The sequence below is a fragment of the Nonomuraea sp. NPDC050227 genome, assembly GCF_044459705.1.
Classification (GTDB): domain Bacteria; phylum Actinomycetota; class Actinomycetes; order Streptosporangiales; family Streptosporangiaceae; genus Nonomuraea.
Map to the genome: position 1 here is coordinate 294,621 of NZ_JBITJF010000016.1, position 16,242 is coordinate 310,862.

Sequence of the window (16,242 nt, forward strand, 5' to 3'; positions counted from 1 at the left end):
TGTGGTCCTCAAGGGTGGGCGACGTGGGATGGGTCGGGTGGCTACGGCTGAGTGGCTCTGGTGGCTCGCGGAACGAGGTTGGGCGCGTGGGTCAGGGGGTGTCGGGGAGGGCTGTTTGGATGGGGGTGATGTTGCCGGTGGTGACCAGGAGGCCGCGGCCAGGTGGGCCGCCCCCGGCCCCGCGGGGCAGGCGGATGCTGAACAGGTCGCCGTCGGTCGGGCCCTGGACCGACAGCAGCACGCCCGTACGGGACTTGCGGGTCTCGGCCACGAAGCCGCGGTAGGCGACCGCCAGGTCACCGGTGGAGCCGGCGATCAGCAGGCCGTGATCGCCGTCCCTGCCCGAGCGGAGCACCTCCTCCAGGGACGTGCCCAGCGGTGAGTCGGGGTTGACCAGTTCGGCGTCGTCCACGACCACGACGTACTGGCCCAGGTCGGCGACCAGTTCGGATAGGTCGGCGGCGTTCCCGTCGAGGACGGCCACCGCGTCCGCCAGATCGCGCAGCGGGCTGCGTCTGGGGGCGACGGCGACGACCGGCGTGCCCGCGGCGATGAGCGACCGCGCCGCCGTCACCAGGACGGACGACCGCCCTGACCGCGACGGCCCAGCGATCACCGCGCCCGGCCCGTGGGCCAGCAGGTCGACGCCGAGCGGGGTGAGCGCGTCCCCACCCGCCCCGACCAGCGCCCACAGCGGGGACGGCGGAGTGAACGCCGGATCGAGGTCCATCGTCTGGGACGCGGTGACCCGCATCGGCAGCGCGTCGACGCGCAGCGGCTGTTCGCCCTCCCCGGGGCGCCCCCCACGCCCGGCGGCCTGCGGGCTCGCGCTGCGGGCCAGGGCCTGGAGGGCGGCGACCTGGGCGGGGCCCGCGGGGTCGGCGGAGAGGAGGGCGATGTGGTGTTCGGTGATGCCGTGCTCGCCCAGCGACAGGGCACGGCCCGGAGGCATGGACGCGGGCAGCCCCTTGAGCGGGAACCCGGCCAGCCCGTAGTCGGCCGTGTCGGACAGGCGCAGCAGCAGGCGGTCGTCGAAGACCGTCGAGACCTGGCCGAGCAGGCCGGACCGGTCGCTGGTGACCACCGCGCGCAACCCCACCGCCGGGCCCTCGCGCAGGAGCTGGAGCAGGGCTTCGATCAGGCGGCCGTAGTCGTAGCTCTCGAACGCGGCGACGAAGCCCTCCCAGCGGTCGAGCATGAACACCAGCCACGGCAGGCGGTGACCGGCCTGGCGGTATTCGGCGAGCGAGGCGTGGCCCGCCTCGGCCAGCAGTTGCTGGCGGCGGCCCACCTCGGCGCGCAGCCGGCCGAGCAGCCGCTCCACCCGTTCGATCTGGTCGCGGGTGACGACGGCGCCGCAGTGGGGCATCGCCATGACGGGGAGCAGCGCGCCCGAGCCGCAGTCCACCGCATGGACGTGCACGTCGGCGGGCGACGTCCGGGCCGCGATGGCGCCGGCGATCGTCCGCAACGCCGTCGAGCGGCCGCTGCGCGGGGCGCCCGCGATCAGCAGGTGGCCGCCGTTGGCCAGGTCGAGCGCCAGCGGGCAACGATCCTGCCGCCACGGACGGTCGGTCACCCCGAACGCCAACGGCGCGACCTCCTCGAACCCGCCGCCGGCCCCCTCGTACGCCACCCCAGCCGCACCTTCCGGCACCCCAGCCCCCTCGTACGGCGACGCGGGACCGGCGTGCCCGGCTCCGAGCGGCCCCTCCGGTGAGGCGGGCACGGGCGGGGCGGCGGGCAGGTCGAGCACCAGGTGGGTGGGCAGCGGGTCGAGCCACGGGCTCGGCTGGGCCGGGACGCCCGCCAACCGGCCAGCCTCGACGAGCGCGTCCGCGACCAGGCCGAGATCGGTGACCGCCGACTCCTCGGCCGGCTCCGGAGGCGGCGGAAGCGGCCTGCCGAGCGAGCGCCAGTCGACGTCGAGCACCCGCACCCGCCCGGCCGGCCCCCCGGCGGACGGAACACGCGCGGGGCTGCGCCCGCCCACCCTGGCCGTCTGGACGGCGATCGCCGCCCCCACCCCCGACCGCACGTAACACCGGCCAGGGGCGGACTTGGAGATCGCGGCCGCGTCGGGCAGGTCGATGACGTCGGTGGACTCGGCGGGTTCGGTCACCCGCAGCGCGATCCGCAGCGAGGTGTTGGCCTGGATGTCGGCCGTGACCACGCCGGCCGGCCGTTGGGTGGCCAGGATCAGGTGGATGCCCAGCGAACGGCCCCGCCGCGCGATGTCCACCAGGCCGGCCACGAAGTCGGGCAGCTCGGCCACCAGCGCGGCGAACTCGTCGATGATCAGCACCAGGCGCGGCATGGGCGCCTGGCCGGCGTAGTCGTCGATGTCCTTGGCGCCCGCCGCCAGCAGCAGGCGTTCCCTGCGCCGGATCTCGGCCGCCAGCGAGTCGAGGGCCCGCTGGGTCAGGTGCCCGTCGAGGTCGCTGACCATGCCGACGGTGTGCGGCAGGCGTACGCACTCCTTGAAGGCCGCGCCGCCCTTGTAGTCGATCAGCACGAATGTGAGCTGGTCGGGCCGGTTGGCCACCGCCAGCGAGCAGATCAGCGTCTGCAGCAGCTCGGACTTGCCCGCCCCGGTGGTGCCGGCGATCAGCCCGTGGGGGCCGTCGAGCTTGAGGTCGACCGAGAACGGGCCGTCGGGGCCGACGCCGATCAGCGCCTCGGTGGTGCCGCGGGCCCGCCACCGGCCGGCCAGCTCCTTGCCGGACGGGTCGGGCATGCCCATCAGATCGAGCAGGCGGACGGCTCCGGGCAGATTGCCCGACGGATCGTCCCGGCTCACGTCGCGGATGGGGGACAGGGCCCTGGCCAGCCGGTCGCACCAGGCGGCCGAGACCAGGTCGCCCAGCACCGGCCCGATCACGTCGAGCCCGCCGCCGAGCAGGCGGACGAGTCCGTCGGAGCCGCAGGCCGCCACCGTCTGGCACTCCTCGGGCAGCAGCCGCTGGTCGTCGTCGATGGCGAGGGTGAACACCCCGGACCGGGGGCCCTGCCGCAGGACCTGGGGCATGTTGGGCAGGCCGCGCAGGATCTGGGCGCCGTCGAGGATCACCAGGACGTCGTGCGGACGGACGTCGTAGGAGGAGAAGCTGGGCTTCTCGGGGCCGCCCAGATCGTCCCAGCCTGTGGGGATCTTGCCGAACTCGGGGATGGCGGTGTTCTGGCGTTCGTCGATGAGCGCGGCCAGCTCGGCGACGCGGCGGGCGGCCGACTCGGGGTCGGTGCCGACCAGGGCCACGCAGTCTTCGCCCGCACGCGGGGCGCAGTGCGGCAGCCAGCGCGTCCAGCCCCAGCGGCGTTCGCCGTCAGCGCGCGCGGACACGACCACGATGGCCAGGTCGCGCGGGCTGTGCAGGGTGGCGGCCTGGGCGATCAGCCAGCCGGCCAGGCTGGTCGCGGCCCCGCGCGGGCCGGTGACGCCCGCGACGCCGAGCCGGCGCATGGCCAGCGCCACCGGCACGGCGCGGCAGAGCGGCGGCTCGATCGGACCGCCCTGCTCCTCCGACAGGTCGAGGTTGGCGGGCAGGTCGGCGAGGCCGACGCGCAGCCGCAGCGAGTCGGCGTCGTGGATGCGGCGCTCCCACAGACGCCTGCGCGGCCCGGTCGCCGTGAGCAGGACCTGGGCCGGGTCGGGCGCGTCGGACCTGCGCGCGGCCTCGTCGGCGGCCCTGGCCCGCTCGACCTCCTCGTCGTAGGCCTGGACGCGTTCGCCGAACTCCTTGAGCGCCTGCTTGTGCTTCTTCCTGCCGTGGCGGCGGTCGCTGACCCACTGGCCGATCATGATGATCGGCGTCATCAGGGCGACGAGCAGGTAGTAGGGGGCGTGCAGGGCGAACGCCAGCGTCACGCCGAGCACGGCGGGCAGGAGCGCGGCCAGCAACTGCAGCCGCATGCCCTCGGACCTGGTGGGCTCCTTGGGCTTGACGAACCTGCGCTCCGGCTCGGGACGGCGCAGCCTGGGCGGCCGGTTGTAGGCGAGCCCGCCCTCGCCCCTGGGCGCGAGGTGGGCGTCCTTCGGCTCGATGGAGGTGAGCACGAACACCGAGGACCCGCAGGTCAGCACCGCCTGGTCGGGCCACTCGGCGGGCCCGGTGAGCGCCCTGCCGTCGAGCTCGGGCACGTCGCCCTGCTCGGCGGCGAACTCGGCCGCCTCCCGCTCGGCGACCCGCGCGGTCAGCTCGGCCACCTCCTCGGCCCACCGTCCCTTCAGCTTCAGCCTGGAGGGCTGCCCGGAGCTCTGCCGGTGCGCCCGCTCGACGGTGATCGCGTCAGGCGTCACGCGCACGGCGACGGCCTCGGCGGCCAGGAGGGGATCGGCGACGGCCATCGCGCAGGTCGGGTCGGACCCGATGACGTGCACGCCCAGCCCCAGCCGGTGGACGGCCCCCGCCGCCGGGCCGCCGATCACGCGGATCTCGGCCACCCCGCCGGGCTCCTCGACCACGGTGGCGCGGGCCAGGCGCGGGTCGAGCGTGACCTTGTCGCCGTCGCGCAGGACGGCCGCCGCCGGCGCCCGCGGATCGAGCGGACGCCCGTCACGCCAGAGCAGCGCGCCGGAATCGGCGGGCACGTCGGCGGGGACGTCGAGCCGGTCGGGGACGCGCGGACGGGGGATGCGCCCCTCGGCCCCGCCCCGCCGCCCGGCCTCGGGCGCCAGGCCGTAGGGCGCGCGCGTCCGCGGCAGCTGGACGACCTTCGCCATGGACGTGCGCCCGCTCAGCGCCTCGGTCACCCCGGCCACCGTGGCGCCGCCGTCGCCGTCGATCACGACGTCACGGTCGCCCTGCTCGCCGAGCACGGTGAGCATGATCCGCATGTGCCGTCTCCTCGCTCGACCTCGGGCGCCAAGGTAGCGCCAGAAGCGAGAGTAGGTGTCCCGGTTGACGCCACCGGCATGAGAACGCGGTTCTGTGGATAACTCGCGCGCCCAGCGTCACGATCAAGCCTGAAAAAGTTGTGATTACTGCGACTCAAGATAAAACTGTGGCCAGCATGCCGATAAATCGGTATTCGTCAACTTGGTAGAGACAATAGGCATCGATTATTCCGGGTTGACATCGCGCCACCTGCGAAACAAGCATGGGTCCTCGCATTCCGCCCACGCCCCACCCGGGCGCCCCACATAATGGGCGTGAATTCCGCATTTCACAATGGGAGCCCCCCACCCATGAGGACCAGTGAAAAACCTGTCGCCGACAACGCGGCGGCGGGGTTGTCCGGCCCGGCCTCGCGCAAGCTCCCCGTGCCCCCACGCGAACGCAAGCCGGCCCTCGCCGCGCTGGCGGTCCTGCTCATACTCGGCGGGGCGCTGGCCACCACGCTGCTCGTGCTGCGCAGCGGCGACCGCGTCTCCGCCATCAGGATCACCCAGCAGGTCGGCGCGGGCCAGAAGTTCGTGGACGGCATGCTCGAAGAGGTGAAGATCGCCTCGGACACGGGCGTCGACTACGTCCCCTGGTCCCGGCGGTCGGAGGTGACCAAGAGCTTCGCCGCGGTCACGATCCTGCCGGGCACCCTGCTGACCAACCAGATGGGCAGCAAGGCCAGCGACGAACTCGGCCCGGGAAAGGCGACCGTCGGCCTCGCCCTCAAACCCGGCCAAATGCCCGCCGGCATTCAACAGGGCGACCGCGTCCAGGTCGTGTACGTGCCGAACCGGACGGCTCAGGGGCAAAGTCGCGTACTGGCCGAGAGCGCGCTCGTGTTCAGCACGGGCGACAAGAACCGGACCGGCGGTAATTCCGGCCAGATCACCGTGATCGTCGATTCGTCGGACTCACCGCAAATACTCGCCTATGCCTCCAGCGGAGAGATCGCGGTGGCCGAGCTCCCGGGAGCGCGCTGACGTGGCGCTGATCGTTCTGGCCGCCGACAAGGGCGCGCCCGGCGTGACCACCGCGGCCACCGCCCTCGCGGCGGTGTGGCCGCGGCCCGTGCTGCTGGCCGAGTGCGACCCGGCCGGCGGCGACCTCGCCTACCGGCTGCCCGCCGCCGACGGCGGCGTGCTCAACCCGGGCAAGGGCCTGCTCACGCTCGGCGCGACCGCCCGCAGGGGCCTCGAACCCGCCCAGATCCACCAGCACACACAGAAGATCATCGGTGGGCTCGACGTGCTGGCCGGGCTCACCCACGGCGAGCAGGCGGCCGGGCTCACCTGGCTGTGGGGCCCGCTGGGCAGGTCGCTGGCCGCCATCCCCGACGCCGACGTGATCGCCGACTGCGGCCGCCTGGGCTCCCATCCGCAGATCGCCGACCTGCTCGCCGAGGCCGAGCAGGTGCTCCTGCTCACCAGGGCGACCCTCGACCACGTCGCCCACCTGCGCGAACGCCTCCAGATCACCAAGGCGCACGGCGTCGTCGTGATCGCCGACCCGCGCAACTACCGGGCCTCGATCGAAGACGTGCGCAGGATCGTCGGGCCCATCGTCCAGTTCGTCCACGGGCTGGCCCACGACCCCAAGGGCGCCGAGCTGCTGCGCGGGCAGTGGGGCGGCCGGCTCGACCGGTCCCTGCTCATCCGCACGGCCCGGGACCTCGCCGCGAGGCTGGTGAGCCACCGATGATCGACCACTCGCTCGTCAAACGTTTCCGCCAGGAGGTCGGCGACCGGCTGGCCCAGCAGCGCCGGATCGACCAGGCGAGCGGCGTCCCGCCGATGTCCGGCGAGGACGAGCGCCAGTTCGCCAGGGCGCTGATCTCCCAGGTGCTGGAGGAGCACGCGCGCAACGAGATCGGCCTCGGCCGCACGCCGCCCACCATCGAGGAGGAGGAGGCCCTGGCGGCCGGCATCCACGCCGCGCTGTTCGGCGTGGGCCGACTCCAGCCGCTGCTCGACGACCCCGAGGTCGAGAACATCGACATCAACGGCTGCGACCGCGTGTTCGTCAGCTACGCCGACGGCCAGGAGCTCATGCAGGACCCGGTCGCCGAGTCCGACGACGAGCTGGTCGAGCTGATCCAGATCCTGGCGGCGTACTCGGGGCTGTCCAGCAGGCCGTTCGACACCGCCAACCCCCAGCTCGACCTGCGGCTGCCCGACGGCTCCCGGCTGAGCGCGGTCATGGACGTCACCGTGCGCCCGGCCGTGTCGATCCGCCGCTCCCGCCTCGGCAAGGTCTTCCTGTCCGACCTGACCGGCAACGGCACGATCAGTCCGGAGGTCGGCAGGTTCCTGACGGCCGCCGTCGCCGCCCGCAAGAACCTCATGATCGCCGGGTCCACCAACGCCGGCAAGACCACCCTGCTGCGGGCGCTGGCCAACGAGATCCCGCCCAGCGAGCGCCTGATCACCGTCGAACGCGCCCTTGAGCTGGGCCTCGACCAGTTCCCCGAGCTCCACCCCAACGTGGTCGCCTTCGAGCAGCGCCTGCCCAACTCCGAGGGCCAGGGCGAGATCTCCATGGCCGAGCTGGTCAGGCGCTCGCTGCGGATGAACCCCAGCCGCGTCATCGTCGGCGAGGTGCTGGGCGACGAGATCGTCACCATGCTCAACGCGATGACCCAGGGCAACGACGGCTCGTTGTCGACGATCCACGCCAACTCCAGCATGGAGGTCTTCAACCGCATCGCCACCTACGCCCTGCAGGCCGGCGAGCGCCTGCCCATCGACGCCACCCACATGCTCATCGCGGGCGCGATCGACTTCGTCGTCTTCATCGAGAAGCGCAACGACTACCACGTCGGCGGCACCCTGCGCCGCTACGTCTCCAGCATCCGCGAGGTCAACGGCTGCGACGGCCGCGTGTTGTCGAGCGAGGTGTTCGTGCCCGGTCCCGACGGCACGGCCGTCCCGCACGCGCCGGTCTCGTGCCTGGAGGAGCTCGTCGCCCACGGCTACAACCCGGGAGGCTGGTGAGGATGGCGTTCGACCTCGACCCGCTCGCGATGGTGGCGGGCGCGGCCGCCGGCGGCGGCCTCTTCCTGTTCCTCCTCGCCCTGTACGGCCTGCGCCGCCGCCCGTCCCAGCCCAGACGCCCGCTCGTCAAGATGCTGACCACCCGCACCGCCGTCGCCGCGGTGGCCGCCGGCCTGGTCCTGGTGGTCACGGGCTGGCCGGTCATGGCGGTGGGCACGGTGCTGCTGGTGTTCGCCTGGCGCGGCCTGTCCGGCGGCGCGGCCGAGGAACGCGCCGCCATGCGCCGCCTGGAAGGGCTGGCCGCCTGGACCGAGTCGCTGCGCGACACCATCGCCGGGGCGGCCGGGCTGGAGCAGGCCATCCCGTCCTCGATCAGGGCCGCCGCGCCCACGCTCCGGCCCCACCTGCGGGCCATGGTCGACCGCCTGCACACCCGGATGGCGCTGCCGGAGGCGCTGTCCCGCTTCGCCGACGAGCTCGACGACCCCTCGGCCGACCTGGTGATCGCCGCGCTCATCCTCAACTCCCGGCTGCGCGGCCCCGGCCTGCGCGACGTGCTCGGCGCGCTCGCCGTCTCGGCCCGCGAGGAGCTCGACATGCGCCGCCGCGTCGAGGCCGAACGCCGCTCGACCAGGCGCAGCGTGCAGATCGTGGTGATCACGGCACTGGTCTTCGCCGGTCTGCTCATCCTGTTCAACCCCGCCTACGTCAGCGAGTACGGCTCCACCCTCGGCCAGGCCGTGCTCGTGGTCGTCGGCGGCCTGTTCGGCGCCGGGTTCGCGTGGATGCGGCGGCTGGCCAGGTTCGACAAGCCGACCCGGCTGCTGATGGGGGGAGGCGGCCATGGTTGAGGGCGTGCTGGCCGGGGCGGTGCTCGGCCTCGGCCTGTTCGTGCTGGTACGCGCGTTGTTCCCGGCCCGTCCCGGGCTGGTGGCGCGGCTGCTGGCGCTCGACGCCGTGCGCGAGGACGCCGACGCCCCGCGCATCCAGCTCCTGCTGCCCGACGAGGAGGTCAGCGCGTTCCGCCGCGGCCTCGGCGCCCGCCTGGCCCGCCTCTACGGCGCCCGCGGCTGGGAGGTCCGCTCGGTCAAGTCCGACCTGGCCCTGCTCGGACGCTCGTTCGAGGCGTTCCTGGCCACCAAGGTGCTGCTCGCCGCGAGCGGCCTGCTGGCCTTCCCGATCCTGCTCGGCTGGCTGGCGCTCATGGGGTGGGGCGTGTCGTTCACGGTGCCGTTCTGGTCGGCCGTGCTCGTGGCGCTGCTCTTCTTCTTCCTGCCCGACCTGCAGATCCGCAAGGAGGCCGCGGCCATGCGACGCGACTTCCGGCACGTCGTGGGCGCCTTCCTCGACCTGGTCTCGATGAACCTGGCGGGCGGGCGCGGCGTGCCCGAGGCGCTGATGATGGCCGTGTCGGTCAGCGGCGAGCAGCCCAACTGGGCGATGGGCCGCATCCGCGACGCGCTCGGCGGCGCCCGGATCGTCGGCATCACCCCGTGGCAGGCGCTCGGCCAGCTCGGCGAGGAGATCAACGTCGACGAGCTGCGCGACCTGTCGGCCGCGCTCGGACTGGTGGCCGACGACGGCGCCAAGGTGCGCGCCTCGCTCACCGCCAGGGCCGCCACCCTGCGCCGGCGCGAGCTGGCCGAGATCGAGGGACGCGCGGGCGAACGTTCGCAGTCGATGCTCGTGGCCCAGCTCCTCCTGTGCGCCGGTTTCGTGATCTTTCTCAGTTTTCCCGCCGCGATGAAGATGTTGGGGGCCTGATGAACCATCCCTGGATCGTCTATCTCACCGCCTACCTGGGGGTGCGGATCCAGCGCGCCCGCACCGCGCCCAGCAGGGGCGCCTCCGCCGTCGAATGGGTGATCATCACGGCCATCATCGCGGGCGTCGCGCTCGGGCTGGCCACGCTGATCAAGACCCTGGTCGAGCAGAAGTCCAGCGAGATCCAGGGCACGTTCGGCGGTGGCGGCGGCGGTGGTGGCGGAGACTCGTGAGCGGGGCGCGACCGTGATCGAGCTGGCGTTGCTGATGCCGGTCATCCTCGCGGTCGCGCTCCTCGTCGTGCAGGTCGCGCTCTGGTTCCACGGTCGCCAGATCGCCGAGGCGGCGGCCAGGGAAGGCGCGCGGGTGGCCAGGTCGGCGCCGTTCGACTCGGGCGACTGGCAGGGCGCGGCCACGGCGAAGGCCACCGACATCGTCAAGGCGGTCGGCCCGCGGCTGCTGGAGAACGCCGCGGCCACCACCTCCGAGCGCGACCCCGACCAGCGCTTCGTCACGGTCACGGGCAGCGCCGTGCAGGTCGTGCCGCTGCTGCCGCCGCTCACCTTCACGATCACGGCGACGGCGGGCGGGCCGATCGAGTGCTTCCGTCCCGACAACGGCGGTGATGACTGCCGATGAAGCCGGGCGAGCGCGGCTCGATGGCCGTGGAGACGGTGATGCTCGCCCCCGTCTTCCTGCTGTTCCTCATGTTCCTGGTCGGGGCGGGGGTGCTGGTGGAGACGCAGGGGCGGGTCAACGGCGCGGCCAGGGACGCCGCGCGGGCCGCGTCCGTGCAGCGGAGCTTCGACGACGCCGGCGCCGCGGCGGAGAGCACCGCTAAAGCCGCGCTGGACGACAAGTGCGGCGCCAGCACGGTGAACCTGGACGGATCCACCTGGGAGGCGGGCGGCCAGGTGCAGGCGGAGGTGACCTGCGAGCTCGACCTCGGCTTCCTCGGGTTCGGCGGCACCAAGCGGCTGACGGGCACCGCCGTGGTGCCCCTTGAGCAGCTCGTCAGGAGGGAGCCGTGAAGGCGGGGGAGCGGGGGTCCATGTCGGTCTTCACCGTGCTCTTCTCGGTCGTGGTGTTCCTCCTGGCCGGGCTGCTGGTCGACGGCGGCGCGGCGATCAACGCCCGGCTGCGCGCCGCCGACGTCGCCGAGCAGGCCGCGCGGGCGGGCGCGGACGAGATCGACGTCGACCGCCTGCGCACCGGCGGCGAGGTCGCCCTGCTGGACGAGGGCCAGGTCTGCGCCAGGGCCGACGAGATCGTCGCGGCCCAGGGCGGCGACGGCGTGGCCCGCGGCTCCTGCTCGGTCCAGCAGGACCAGGTGACGGTCAGCGTCTCGGTGCGGTGGGAGGCGTTCTTCCTCGGGGCCCTCGGGTTCCCGGGCTCGGAGATGAACGGCGAGGCCACGGCCGCCCCGGAAGCCAGGTAGACCGATTCCCGCCACTCGGTGGCCGGGGCAACGCACGAGGCAGGACGCTGGACGGAGGAAGGGAGCGGCGATGCCGACGCGAGAGCCGACGCGAGAGCCGGCGCGCCCCCCGGGGCGGCACCAGCCCAGGCGGCCGCCTGCGCGCATCCCGGCCAGGCGGACCTTCGGCGACGTGCTCGCCGGGCTCGCGGCGCTGGTGGCGCTGGTGGCGTTGGTGGGCGGGGTGCCGTACGCGCTGCTCAGGTTCGCCGGGCCGCCGGTCACGTCCGAGATGCTCGATCTGCGGTTCTTCACCGCCGAGGCCGGGCCGAGCACGATCCAGGCCGTCCTGGTGCTGCTGGTGTGGCTGGCCTGGTTCCAGCTCTTCGTGTGCGTGCTGGTCGAGGTGTACGCCGGTGTCCGAAGAGTCGGGATGCCTGCCCGCGTACCGCTGTCGGGCGGCACGCAGGCGCTGGCCAACAAGCTCGTCGGCGCGGTGCTGCTGCTGTTCACGGCCGGGGCCATGATCGCGCCCATCGCGCGGATGGCCGCGCCGCCCGCCGCGCCGCCGGTCACCGCGGTCGCCTACTCCGCGCCGATCGTCGAGCAGACGCTGGAGACCCACAAGACCAAGAAGGTGTACGTCGTGCAGCCCCCGCACGGAAGGCACCACGAGAGCCTGTGGGAGATCGCGGAGAAGTGCCTGGGAGACGGCCGCCGATATCCCGAAATTTACCGACTCAACCAGGCCAAGGAGCAGCCGGACGGCACCCGCCTGCGCATGGCCGACCTGATCAGGCCCGGCTGGGTGCTCGACATGCCGGACGACGCCAGGAACGTGCACATCGTCCCCGCCGGCCAGTCCCGCGAGCAGACGCTGCGCGAGCACCCCGGCGTGGCCCACACCCGCGCCCAGCCCGACGCCCGGCACCACGCCGCCAAGAAGGCCACGGAAGGCAAGACCACCGAGAAGAGCGACAAGGACCAGGCCAGGCACCGCAAGCCCGACGTCCGGCAGGACCAGCCCGAGATCACCATCAGGGAGGCGCAGAGCCTCGACCTGATCGACTACCTGGCCGGAGCCTCGCTGGCCGCCGCCGGGCTGCTGGCCCTGCTGGCCAGGAGGCGGCGGGAGCAGTTGTGGCGCAGGGTGTTCGGGCGCCGGATCATCCGGCCGCGCGACGACGCCGCCCAGGCCGAGGTCGCGCTCAGGCTGGGCGGCGACGCGCCGGGCGCGCGCATCCTCGACATCGGGCTGCGGCTGCTCGGCGCCGAGCTGGCCGCCCAGCACCGCACCCCGCCCACCGTCTACGGCGCCCACCTGTCCCCGCGCACGCTCGACCTGTGGATCCACCCGCCGGACGACGACCCGCCCGAGCCGTGGACGGCCCAGGACGGCGGCCAGGTCTGGCGCCTGCCCGCCCACGAAGGCCGCCTGCTGGAGGAGCAGCCGGGCGGCGCGCCGTACCCGGGGCTGGTCTCGATCGGCACGGACGCGAGCGGCCGGGTGCTGATCGACCTGGAGGCCGCGCAGGGCCTGATCAACGTCCGCGGCCCGCAGACCACCGCGGCGCTGGCCGCGCTCGCCGTCGAGCTGGCCACCAACCGCTGGTCCGACCGCATGCGCATCACGCTCGTCGGGTTCGGCGAGGAGCTGACCGTGATCGCCCCCGACCGGATCAGGGCCGTCGGCAGCCTGGCCGAGGTGCTGCCCGAGCTGGAGGCGACCGCCGCGCCGCGCCGGGAGGTGCTCACCGGACGCGTCTCCGGCAGCCCGCGCGACGCCCACTACCTGCTGTCGGCCGTGGCGCCCACGCACGAGGAGGCCCGCCGCCTGGCGCTGCTGGCCCGCCGGGACACCGCCGGGTACGTCCTGGCCGGCGACGTCCCGCACGCCACCTGGACGCTGGAGATCGGCGACGACGGCAAGGCGCGCATCGCCGAGCTGGGCTTCGAGGTCGAGGCCCAGCTCCTGCCGCGGCGCCACTACAAGGCGCTGATCGACCTCTTCCGCACCGCCGGACGGCTCGACGGCGAGGCCTACCCCGAGGCCGAGCCGCTGGAGGGCCTGCACCCGCCCGCCGTCGAGATCAGGATGCTCGGCCCGATCGAGATCGCCGGGCTCGCGCCCCTCGAAGAGGGCCGCATGGCGCTGGCCACCGAGCTGCTGATCTACCTGGCCACGCATCCCGGCGGCGTGCACCCCGTCGTGCTCGGGGGCGTGTTGTGGCCGCGCGGGGTCCAGACCATGGTCAGGGACGCCACCATCGCCCGCGTCGCCGACTGGCTCGGCCCCGAGCACCTGCACGTCGACGAGGCTGGGCGGCTCAGGCTCGGCCCTGAGGTCCGTACGGACTGGGCCCTGTTCCGCGAGCTGGTCCGCCGCTCCCAGCACGACCCGACGGCCCGCACCGTCCTGCTGGAGAAGGCGCTCGGCCTGGTACGCGGTCCGCTCCTGGCCAATCGCCCGTCCGGCCGGTACGCCTGGCTGGCGGCCGACGACCTGGAGTACGACGTCGCGGCCGGCGTGGCCGACGCGGCCCACCGGCTGTGCGAGCTGCGGCTGGCCCAGGACGAGCCGGACGCGGCGGTGGCTGCCGTCCGGGCGGCGTTGCTGCTGGCGACCGACGACGAGGGGCTCTGGCGCGACCTGCTGCGGGCCACCCACGCCACCGGGGACGCCGTCCGCATGCGGGCCGTGGTCGAGGTCCTGACCCGCAGGGCCGCCTCCCACCCGTACGGCGGCGGGATGGCCCCGGAGACCGAGGCGTTGATCGAGGAACTGCTGCCCTCGTGGCGCATCCATGTGGTGAGGGAGTCGTCCGCATGAGACGTATGACGGTGATCGCGCTCGTCCTGCTGGTGGCGGGGTGCGGGCAGGCCGAGCGGCCGTACACGCCGCAGCCGGGCCCGTCAGGGACCGCCTCGGCGACGGCGCCCACGACGGGAGGCTCGGCGCGGCCCTCCGCGGACGCGCCCGGCGTCGAGACGGTCGAGGTCGGCGGCGGGAAGCTGCGGGTCGACATCGACTGGCCCGCCCGGCGCGACCCGCTCATGCGCGTCATCACCGACTGGTACCTCGCCTCCCGCAAGGTGATGGTCTCGGGAAGCGATCGATACCTGAAGGATCTGGATCTCGAACTCCAGGCGGTGCGCCAGGCGTATGACGGAGTACGCCGGTACACCGAGGAGGACAGAAGGGTGAAGGGCGTCGCCAGACTGTACGGCCTGCGGGTCACGAAGGTGCTGGACAAGGGCGCGCAGATCGACACCTGCGTGGACGAGTCGAAGGCACGCGTGGTCAGCGCGAGCAGCGGCGAGGCCGTCTCGCCCCAGCCCTCCATCATGCGCGCCCCCTACCTCCAGAGGGCCCTCGCGCACCGCGGCGACGACGGCGTGTGGCGGATCCGGGAATTCCTCTATGACAAGGAAGGATGCGCGCGATGAACCGCGTGATCTCGCTGGCCACCGCGGCCCTCATGCTGCTGGGCCAGCTCGACGACCCCGGCGAGACGGCCGGCAGCCCCATCGAGCACGGCCGGACCAGAGGGATCGAGCTGCGCAACTCTCGGATCGTCATCTCCGGCAACGGCGCCAAGGGCGGCAACACTGACGGATACGTCCTCAAACGCCCCTGCTGGTACGAGCCCGGCATGACGGGCGCCGAGATGCTGAAGTCGCAGGAGGCCCTGCGCGACTACTGGTTCAGGTACACCAAGGACGCGTCCGAGGAGGGCTTCCAGGAGTTCCTCAAGCAGTTCAAGGACAAGGTCGGCAAGGACGGACGCTGGTGGGGCCCGGCGTACGACGCCTCCGACCCGAGGGGCCAGGTCTGCTTCGCGGCGCTCGACCCGTTCGTGTTCGTGCCGCCGGGCACGACGCCGCCCGCCGGGATCACGATCCGGGAGCTCGCCGAGATCGCCAGGGCGTCCCTGACCGTGCCCGAGCCCACGATCAAGCTGAGCCCCGACGCCAAGAGCTTCGTCAACCTGCCCACCTGGGTCTGGCTGGAGGGCCTGGGCGAGCGGCGCAGATCGGTGACCGCGGAGATTCCGGGCGTCATGAGCGTGACCGTGGTGGCCACGCTGAAGAGCATCAAGATCGACCCGGGCACCGCGAAGGACCGGGCGGAGGTGCACGAGGAGGGCTGCGGGGCGGCCGGACGTCCGTACGCCAAGGGGGCCGCGTTCACCTGCGGCGTGCGTTACCTGCGGGCCTCGATCGACCAGCCGCGCGAGGCGTACCGGCTCACCGTCACCACGTCGTGGCCGGTGGAGACGACGGGTGACGCGGTGCCGTTCCAGTTCGCGCCGGTCGAGGCGGGGGCGACCCGGGACGTGCCGGTCGGCGAGATCCAGAGCAACGTGAAGCCGTAAGGGGCCGAGCTGGGCGATCCCTGGGGCCGGCGGGCCTGGGCGATCAACCGCAGCCGGGCGGGCCTAGGCGATCACCGCTGCCAGCGGTGCCAGCTCGGGCTGCTCGGCCGCCTCCGCCAGCACCTCCTTCAGCACGGTGTCGTGCGTCGGGCCCGCCGCGGTCAGCAGGTCGCGGCCGTCGGGGGTGACCTCGGAGTAGATGCCGCGCCGGTCGTCCTCGCACAGGTAGCGCTTGAGCAGGCCGCGCTTCTCCAGCCGGGTGACCAGCCGGGTCGTGGCGCTCTGGCTGAGCACGACCGCGCGGGCGAGCTGCTGCATGCGCATGTGCCAGCCGTCCTGGCGGGCCAGGGCGTCGAGCACCGTGTACTCGCTCACGCTCAGGCCGTGCGCCTTCTGCAGCGCCTTCTCCAGCCTGTCCTCGATCTTCGCGTGCAGGGCGGCGAGGGTGCGCCACCCCTGGGCACGCGCCTCCACGGCGTCGTCGGCCAGAGGCATGTGAACCCCCTCCTCGTGCTCGTGTCAACGATTAGCAAGCGCATGCAAATGATGCCTACGCCGTCTAACGTCGCATGAGCCCCATTCTATGCCGCGGCTCAGTTGGTGGGCCGTCATCACCGAGACAGGGGGCGAGGAGTTCAGGGTCGGGGCACTGCAGGATCCGCTCGGCCGCGTCCTCGGGCACGGGGATGCCCCTTGCCATCAGGATCCGAACGATCGCCTCGGCCATGCCCTTGGCTCTGCTGGACCTGCACAAGGCCCTGATCTGGGCCCTGTGCAAGGCCTGGTCGAAGGTCAGGCCTTCGGCTCTCCCT

Annotated in this window: 14 protein-coding genes; 12 read left to right on the top strand and 2 right to left on the bottom strand. The window is 73.1% G+C overall.

Annotated features, from left to right (window positions below; all coding sequences use genetic code 11):
• Positions 1-91: 91 nt before the first annotated feature.
• A complete protein-coding gene (locus ACIBK9_RS46000; RefSeq protein ID WP_397165347.1) occupies positions 92-4,834 on the bottom strand; it encodes an FtsK/SpoIIIE domain-containing protein in 4,743 nt (1,580 codons plus the stop codon).
• A gap of 351 nt (positions 4,835-5,185) precedes the next feature.
• Between ACIBK9_RS46000 and ACIBK9_RS46005 the strand changes: the two genes are divergently transcribed.
• From ACIBK9_RS46005 to ACIBK9_RS46060, 12 genes are all read left to right on the top strand, one after another.
• Positions 5,186-5,863, top strand: a complete 678-nt coding sequence (locus ACIBK9_RS46005) for a hypothetical protein (protein WP_387668954.1) — start codon at positions 5,186-5,188, stop codon at positions 5,861-5,863.
• Position 5,864: 1 nt separating this feature from the next.
• Entirely contained in the window at positions 5,865-6,581 is a 717-nt protein-coding gene (locus tag ACIBK9_RS46010) for a hypothetical protein (protein ID WP_352361875.1), read from the top strand.
• Positions 6,578-7,873 carry a CpaF family protein gene (locus ACIBK9_RS46015; protein WP_397165348.1) on the top strand — a complete coding sequence of 432 codons (1,296 nt, stop codon included), beginning with the start codon at positions 6,578-6,580 and terminating at the stop codon, positions 7,871-7,873. The genes ACIBK9_RS46010 and ACIBK9_RS46015 overlap by 4 nt, the downstream gene beginning before the upstream one ends.
• Positions 7,874-7,875: 2 nt before the next feature.
• Positions 7,876-8,724: a type II secretion system F family protein gene (locus tag ACIBK9_RS46020; RefSeq protein WP_397165349.1), complete on the top strand. Its 849-nt coding sequence runs from the start codon at positions 7,876-7,878 to the stop codon at positions 8,722-8,724.
• Entirely contained in the window at positions 8,717-9,637 is a 921-nt protein-coding gene (locus tag ACIBK9_RS46025; protein ID WP_397165351.1) for a type II secretion system F family protein, read from the top strand. The genes ACIBK9_RS46020 and ACIBK9_RS46025 overlap by 8 nt, the downstream gene beginning before the upstream one ends.
• Entirely contained in the window at positions 9,637-9,870 is a 234-nt protein-coding gene (locus tag ACIBK9_RS46030; protein ID WP_357969997.1) for a hypothetical protein, read from the top strand. The genes ACIBK9_RS46025 and ACIBK9_RS46030 overlap by 1 nt, the downstream gene beginning before the upstream one ends.
• A complete protein-coding gene (locus tag ACIBK9_RS46035; RefSeq protein WP_357969999.1) occupies positions 9,854-10,276 on the top strand; it encodes a TadE/TadG family type IV pilus assembly protein in 423 nt (140 codons plus the stop codon). Before ACIBK9_RS46030 ends, ACIBK9_RS46035 begins: the two co-directional genes overlap by 17 nt.
• Positions 10,273-10,668, top strand: a complete 396-nt coding sequence (locus ACIBK9_RS46040; RefSeq protein ID WP_397165353.1) for a TadE family protein — start codon at positions 10,273-10,275, stop codon at positions 10,666-10,668. The genes ACIBK9_RS46035 and ACIBK9_RS46040 overlap by 4 nt, the downstream gene beginning before the upstream one ends.
• A gap of 20 nt (positions 10,669-10,688) precedes the next feature.
• Positions 10,689-11,075 (top strand): pilus assembly protein TadG-related protein, encoded by a 387-nt coding sequence (locus ACIBK9_RS46045; protein WP_397165354.1) that lies wholly within the window; start codon positions 10,689-10,691, stop codon positions 11,073-11,075.
• Between the two features lie 70 nt (positions 11,076-11,145).
• Entirely contained in the window at positions 11,146-13,884 is a 2,739-nt protein-coding gene (locus ACIBK9_RS46050; protein ID WP_397165356.1) for a BTAD domain-containing putative transcriptional regulator, read from the top strand.
• The gene (locus ACIBK9_RS46055) at positions 13,881-14,501 is read left to right on the top strand and encodes a hypothetical protein (RefSeq protein ID WP_397165358.1); all 621 of its coding nucleotides are present in this window, start codon (positions 13,881-13,883) and stop codon (positions 14,499-14,501) included. The genes ACIBK9_RS46050 and ACIBK9_RS46055 overlap by 4 nt, the downstream gene beginning before the upstream one ends.
• Complete coding sequence (locus tag ACIBK9_RS46060) at positions 14,498-15,430, top strand: hypothetical protein (protein ID WP_397165360.1); 933 nt, start codon at positions 14,498-14,500, stop codon at positions 15,428-15,430. Before ACIBK9_RS46055 ends, ACIBK9_RS46060 begins: the two co-directional genes overlap by 4 nt.
• A gap of 63 nt (positions 15,431-15,493) precedes the next feature.
• Here ACIBK9_RS46060 and ACIBK9_RS46065 read toward each other — a convergent pair whose 3' ends face one another.
• Entirely contained in the window at positions 15,494-15,925 is a 432-nt protein-coding gene (locus ACIBK9_RS46065; protein WP_352361855.1) for a MarR family transcriptional regulator, read from the bottom strand.
• Between the last annotated feature and the right edge of the window lie 317 nt (positions 15,926-16,242).

Coding starts and splice junctions, on each gene's coding strand:
- ACIBK9_RS46000 (WP_397165347.1), bottom strand. CDS start 4,834: ATGCGGATCATGCTCACCGTGCTCGGCGAGCAGGGCGACCGTGACGTC.
- ACIBK9_RS46005 (WP_387668954.1), top strand. CDS start 5,186: ATGAGGACCAGTGAAAAACCTGTCGCCGACAACGCGGCGGCGGGGTTG.
- ACIBK9_RS46015 (WP_397165348.1), top strand. CDS start 6,578: ATGATCGACCACTCGCTCGTCAAACGTTTCCGCCAGGAGGTCGGCGAC.
- ACIBK9_RS46020 (WP_397165349.1), top strand. CDS start 7,876: ATGGCGTTCGACCTCGACCCGCTCGCGATGGTGGCGGGCGCGGCCGCC.
- ACIBK9_RS46025 (WP_397165351.1), top strand. CDS start 8,717: ATGGTTGAGGGCGTGCTGGCCGGGGCGGTGCTCGGCCTCGGCCTGTTC.
- ACIBK9_RS46030 (WP_357969997.1), top strand. CDS start 9,637: ATGAACCATCCCTGGATCGTCTATCTCACCGCCTACCTGGGGGTGCGG.
- ACIBK9_RS46040 (WP_397165353.1), top strand. CDS start 10,273: ATGAAGCCGGGCGAGCGCGGCTCGATGGCCGTGGAGACGGTGATGCTC.
- ACIBK9_RS46045 (WP_397165354.1), top strand. CDS start 10,689: ATGTCGGTCTTCACCGTGCTCTTCTCGGTCGTGGTGTTCCTCCTGGCC.
- ACIBK9_RS46050 (WP_397165356.1), top strand. CDS start 11,146: ATGCCGACGCGAGAGCCGACGCGAGAGCCGGCGCGCCCCCCGGGGCGG.
- ACIBK9_RS46055 (WP_397165358.1), top strand. CDS start 13,881: ATGAGACGTATGACGGTGATCGCGCTCGTCCTGCTGGTGGCGGGGTGC.
- ACIBK9_RS46060 (WP_397165360.1), top strand. CDS start 14,498: ATGAACCGCGTGATCTCGCTGGCCACCGCGGCCCTCATGCTGCTGGGC.
- ACIBK9_RS46065 (WP_352361855.1), bottom strand. CDS start 15,925: ATGCCTCTGGCCGACGACGCCGTGGAGGCGCGTGCCCAGGGGTGGCGC.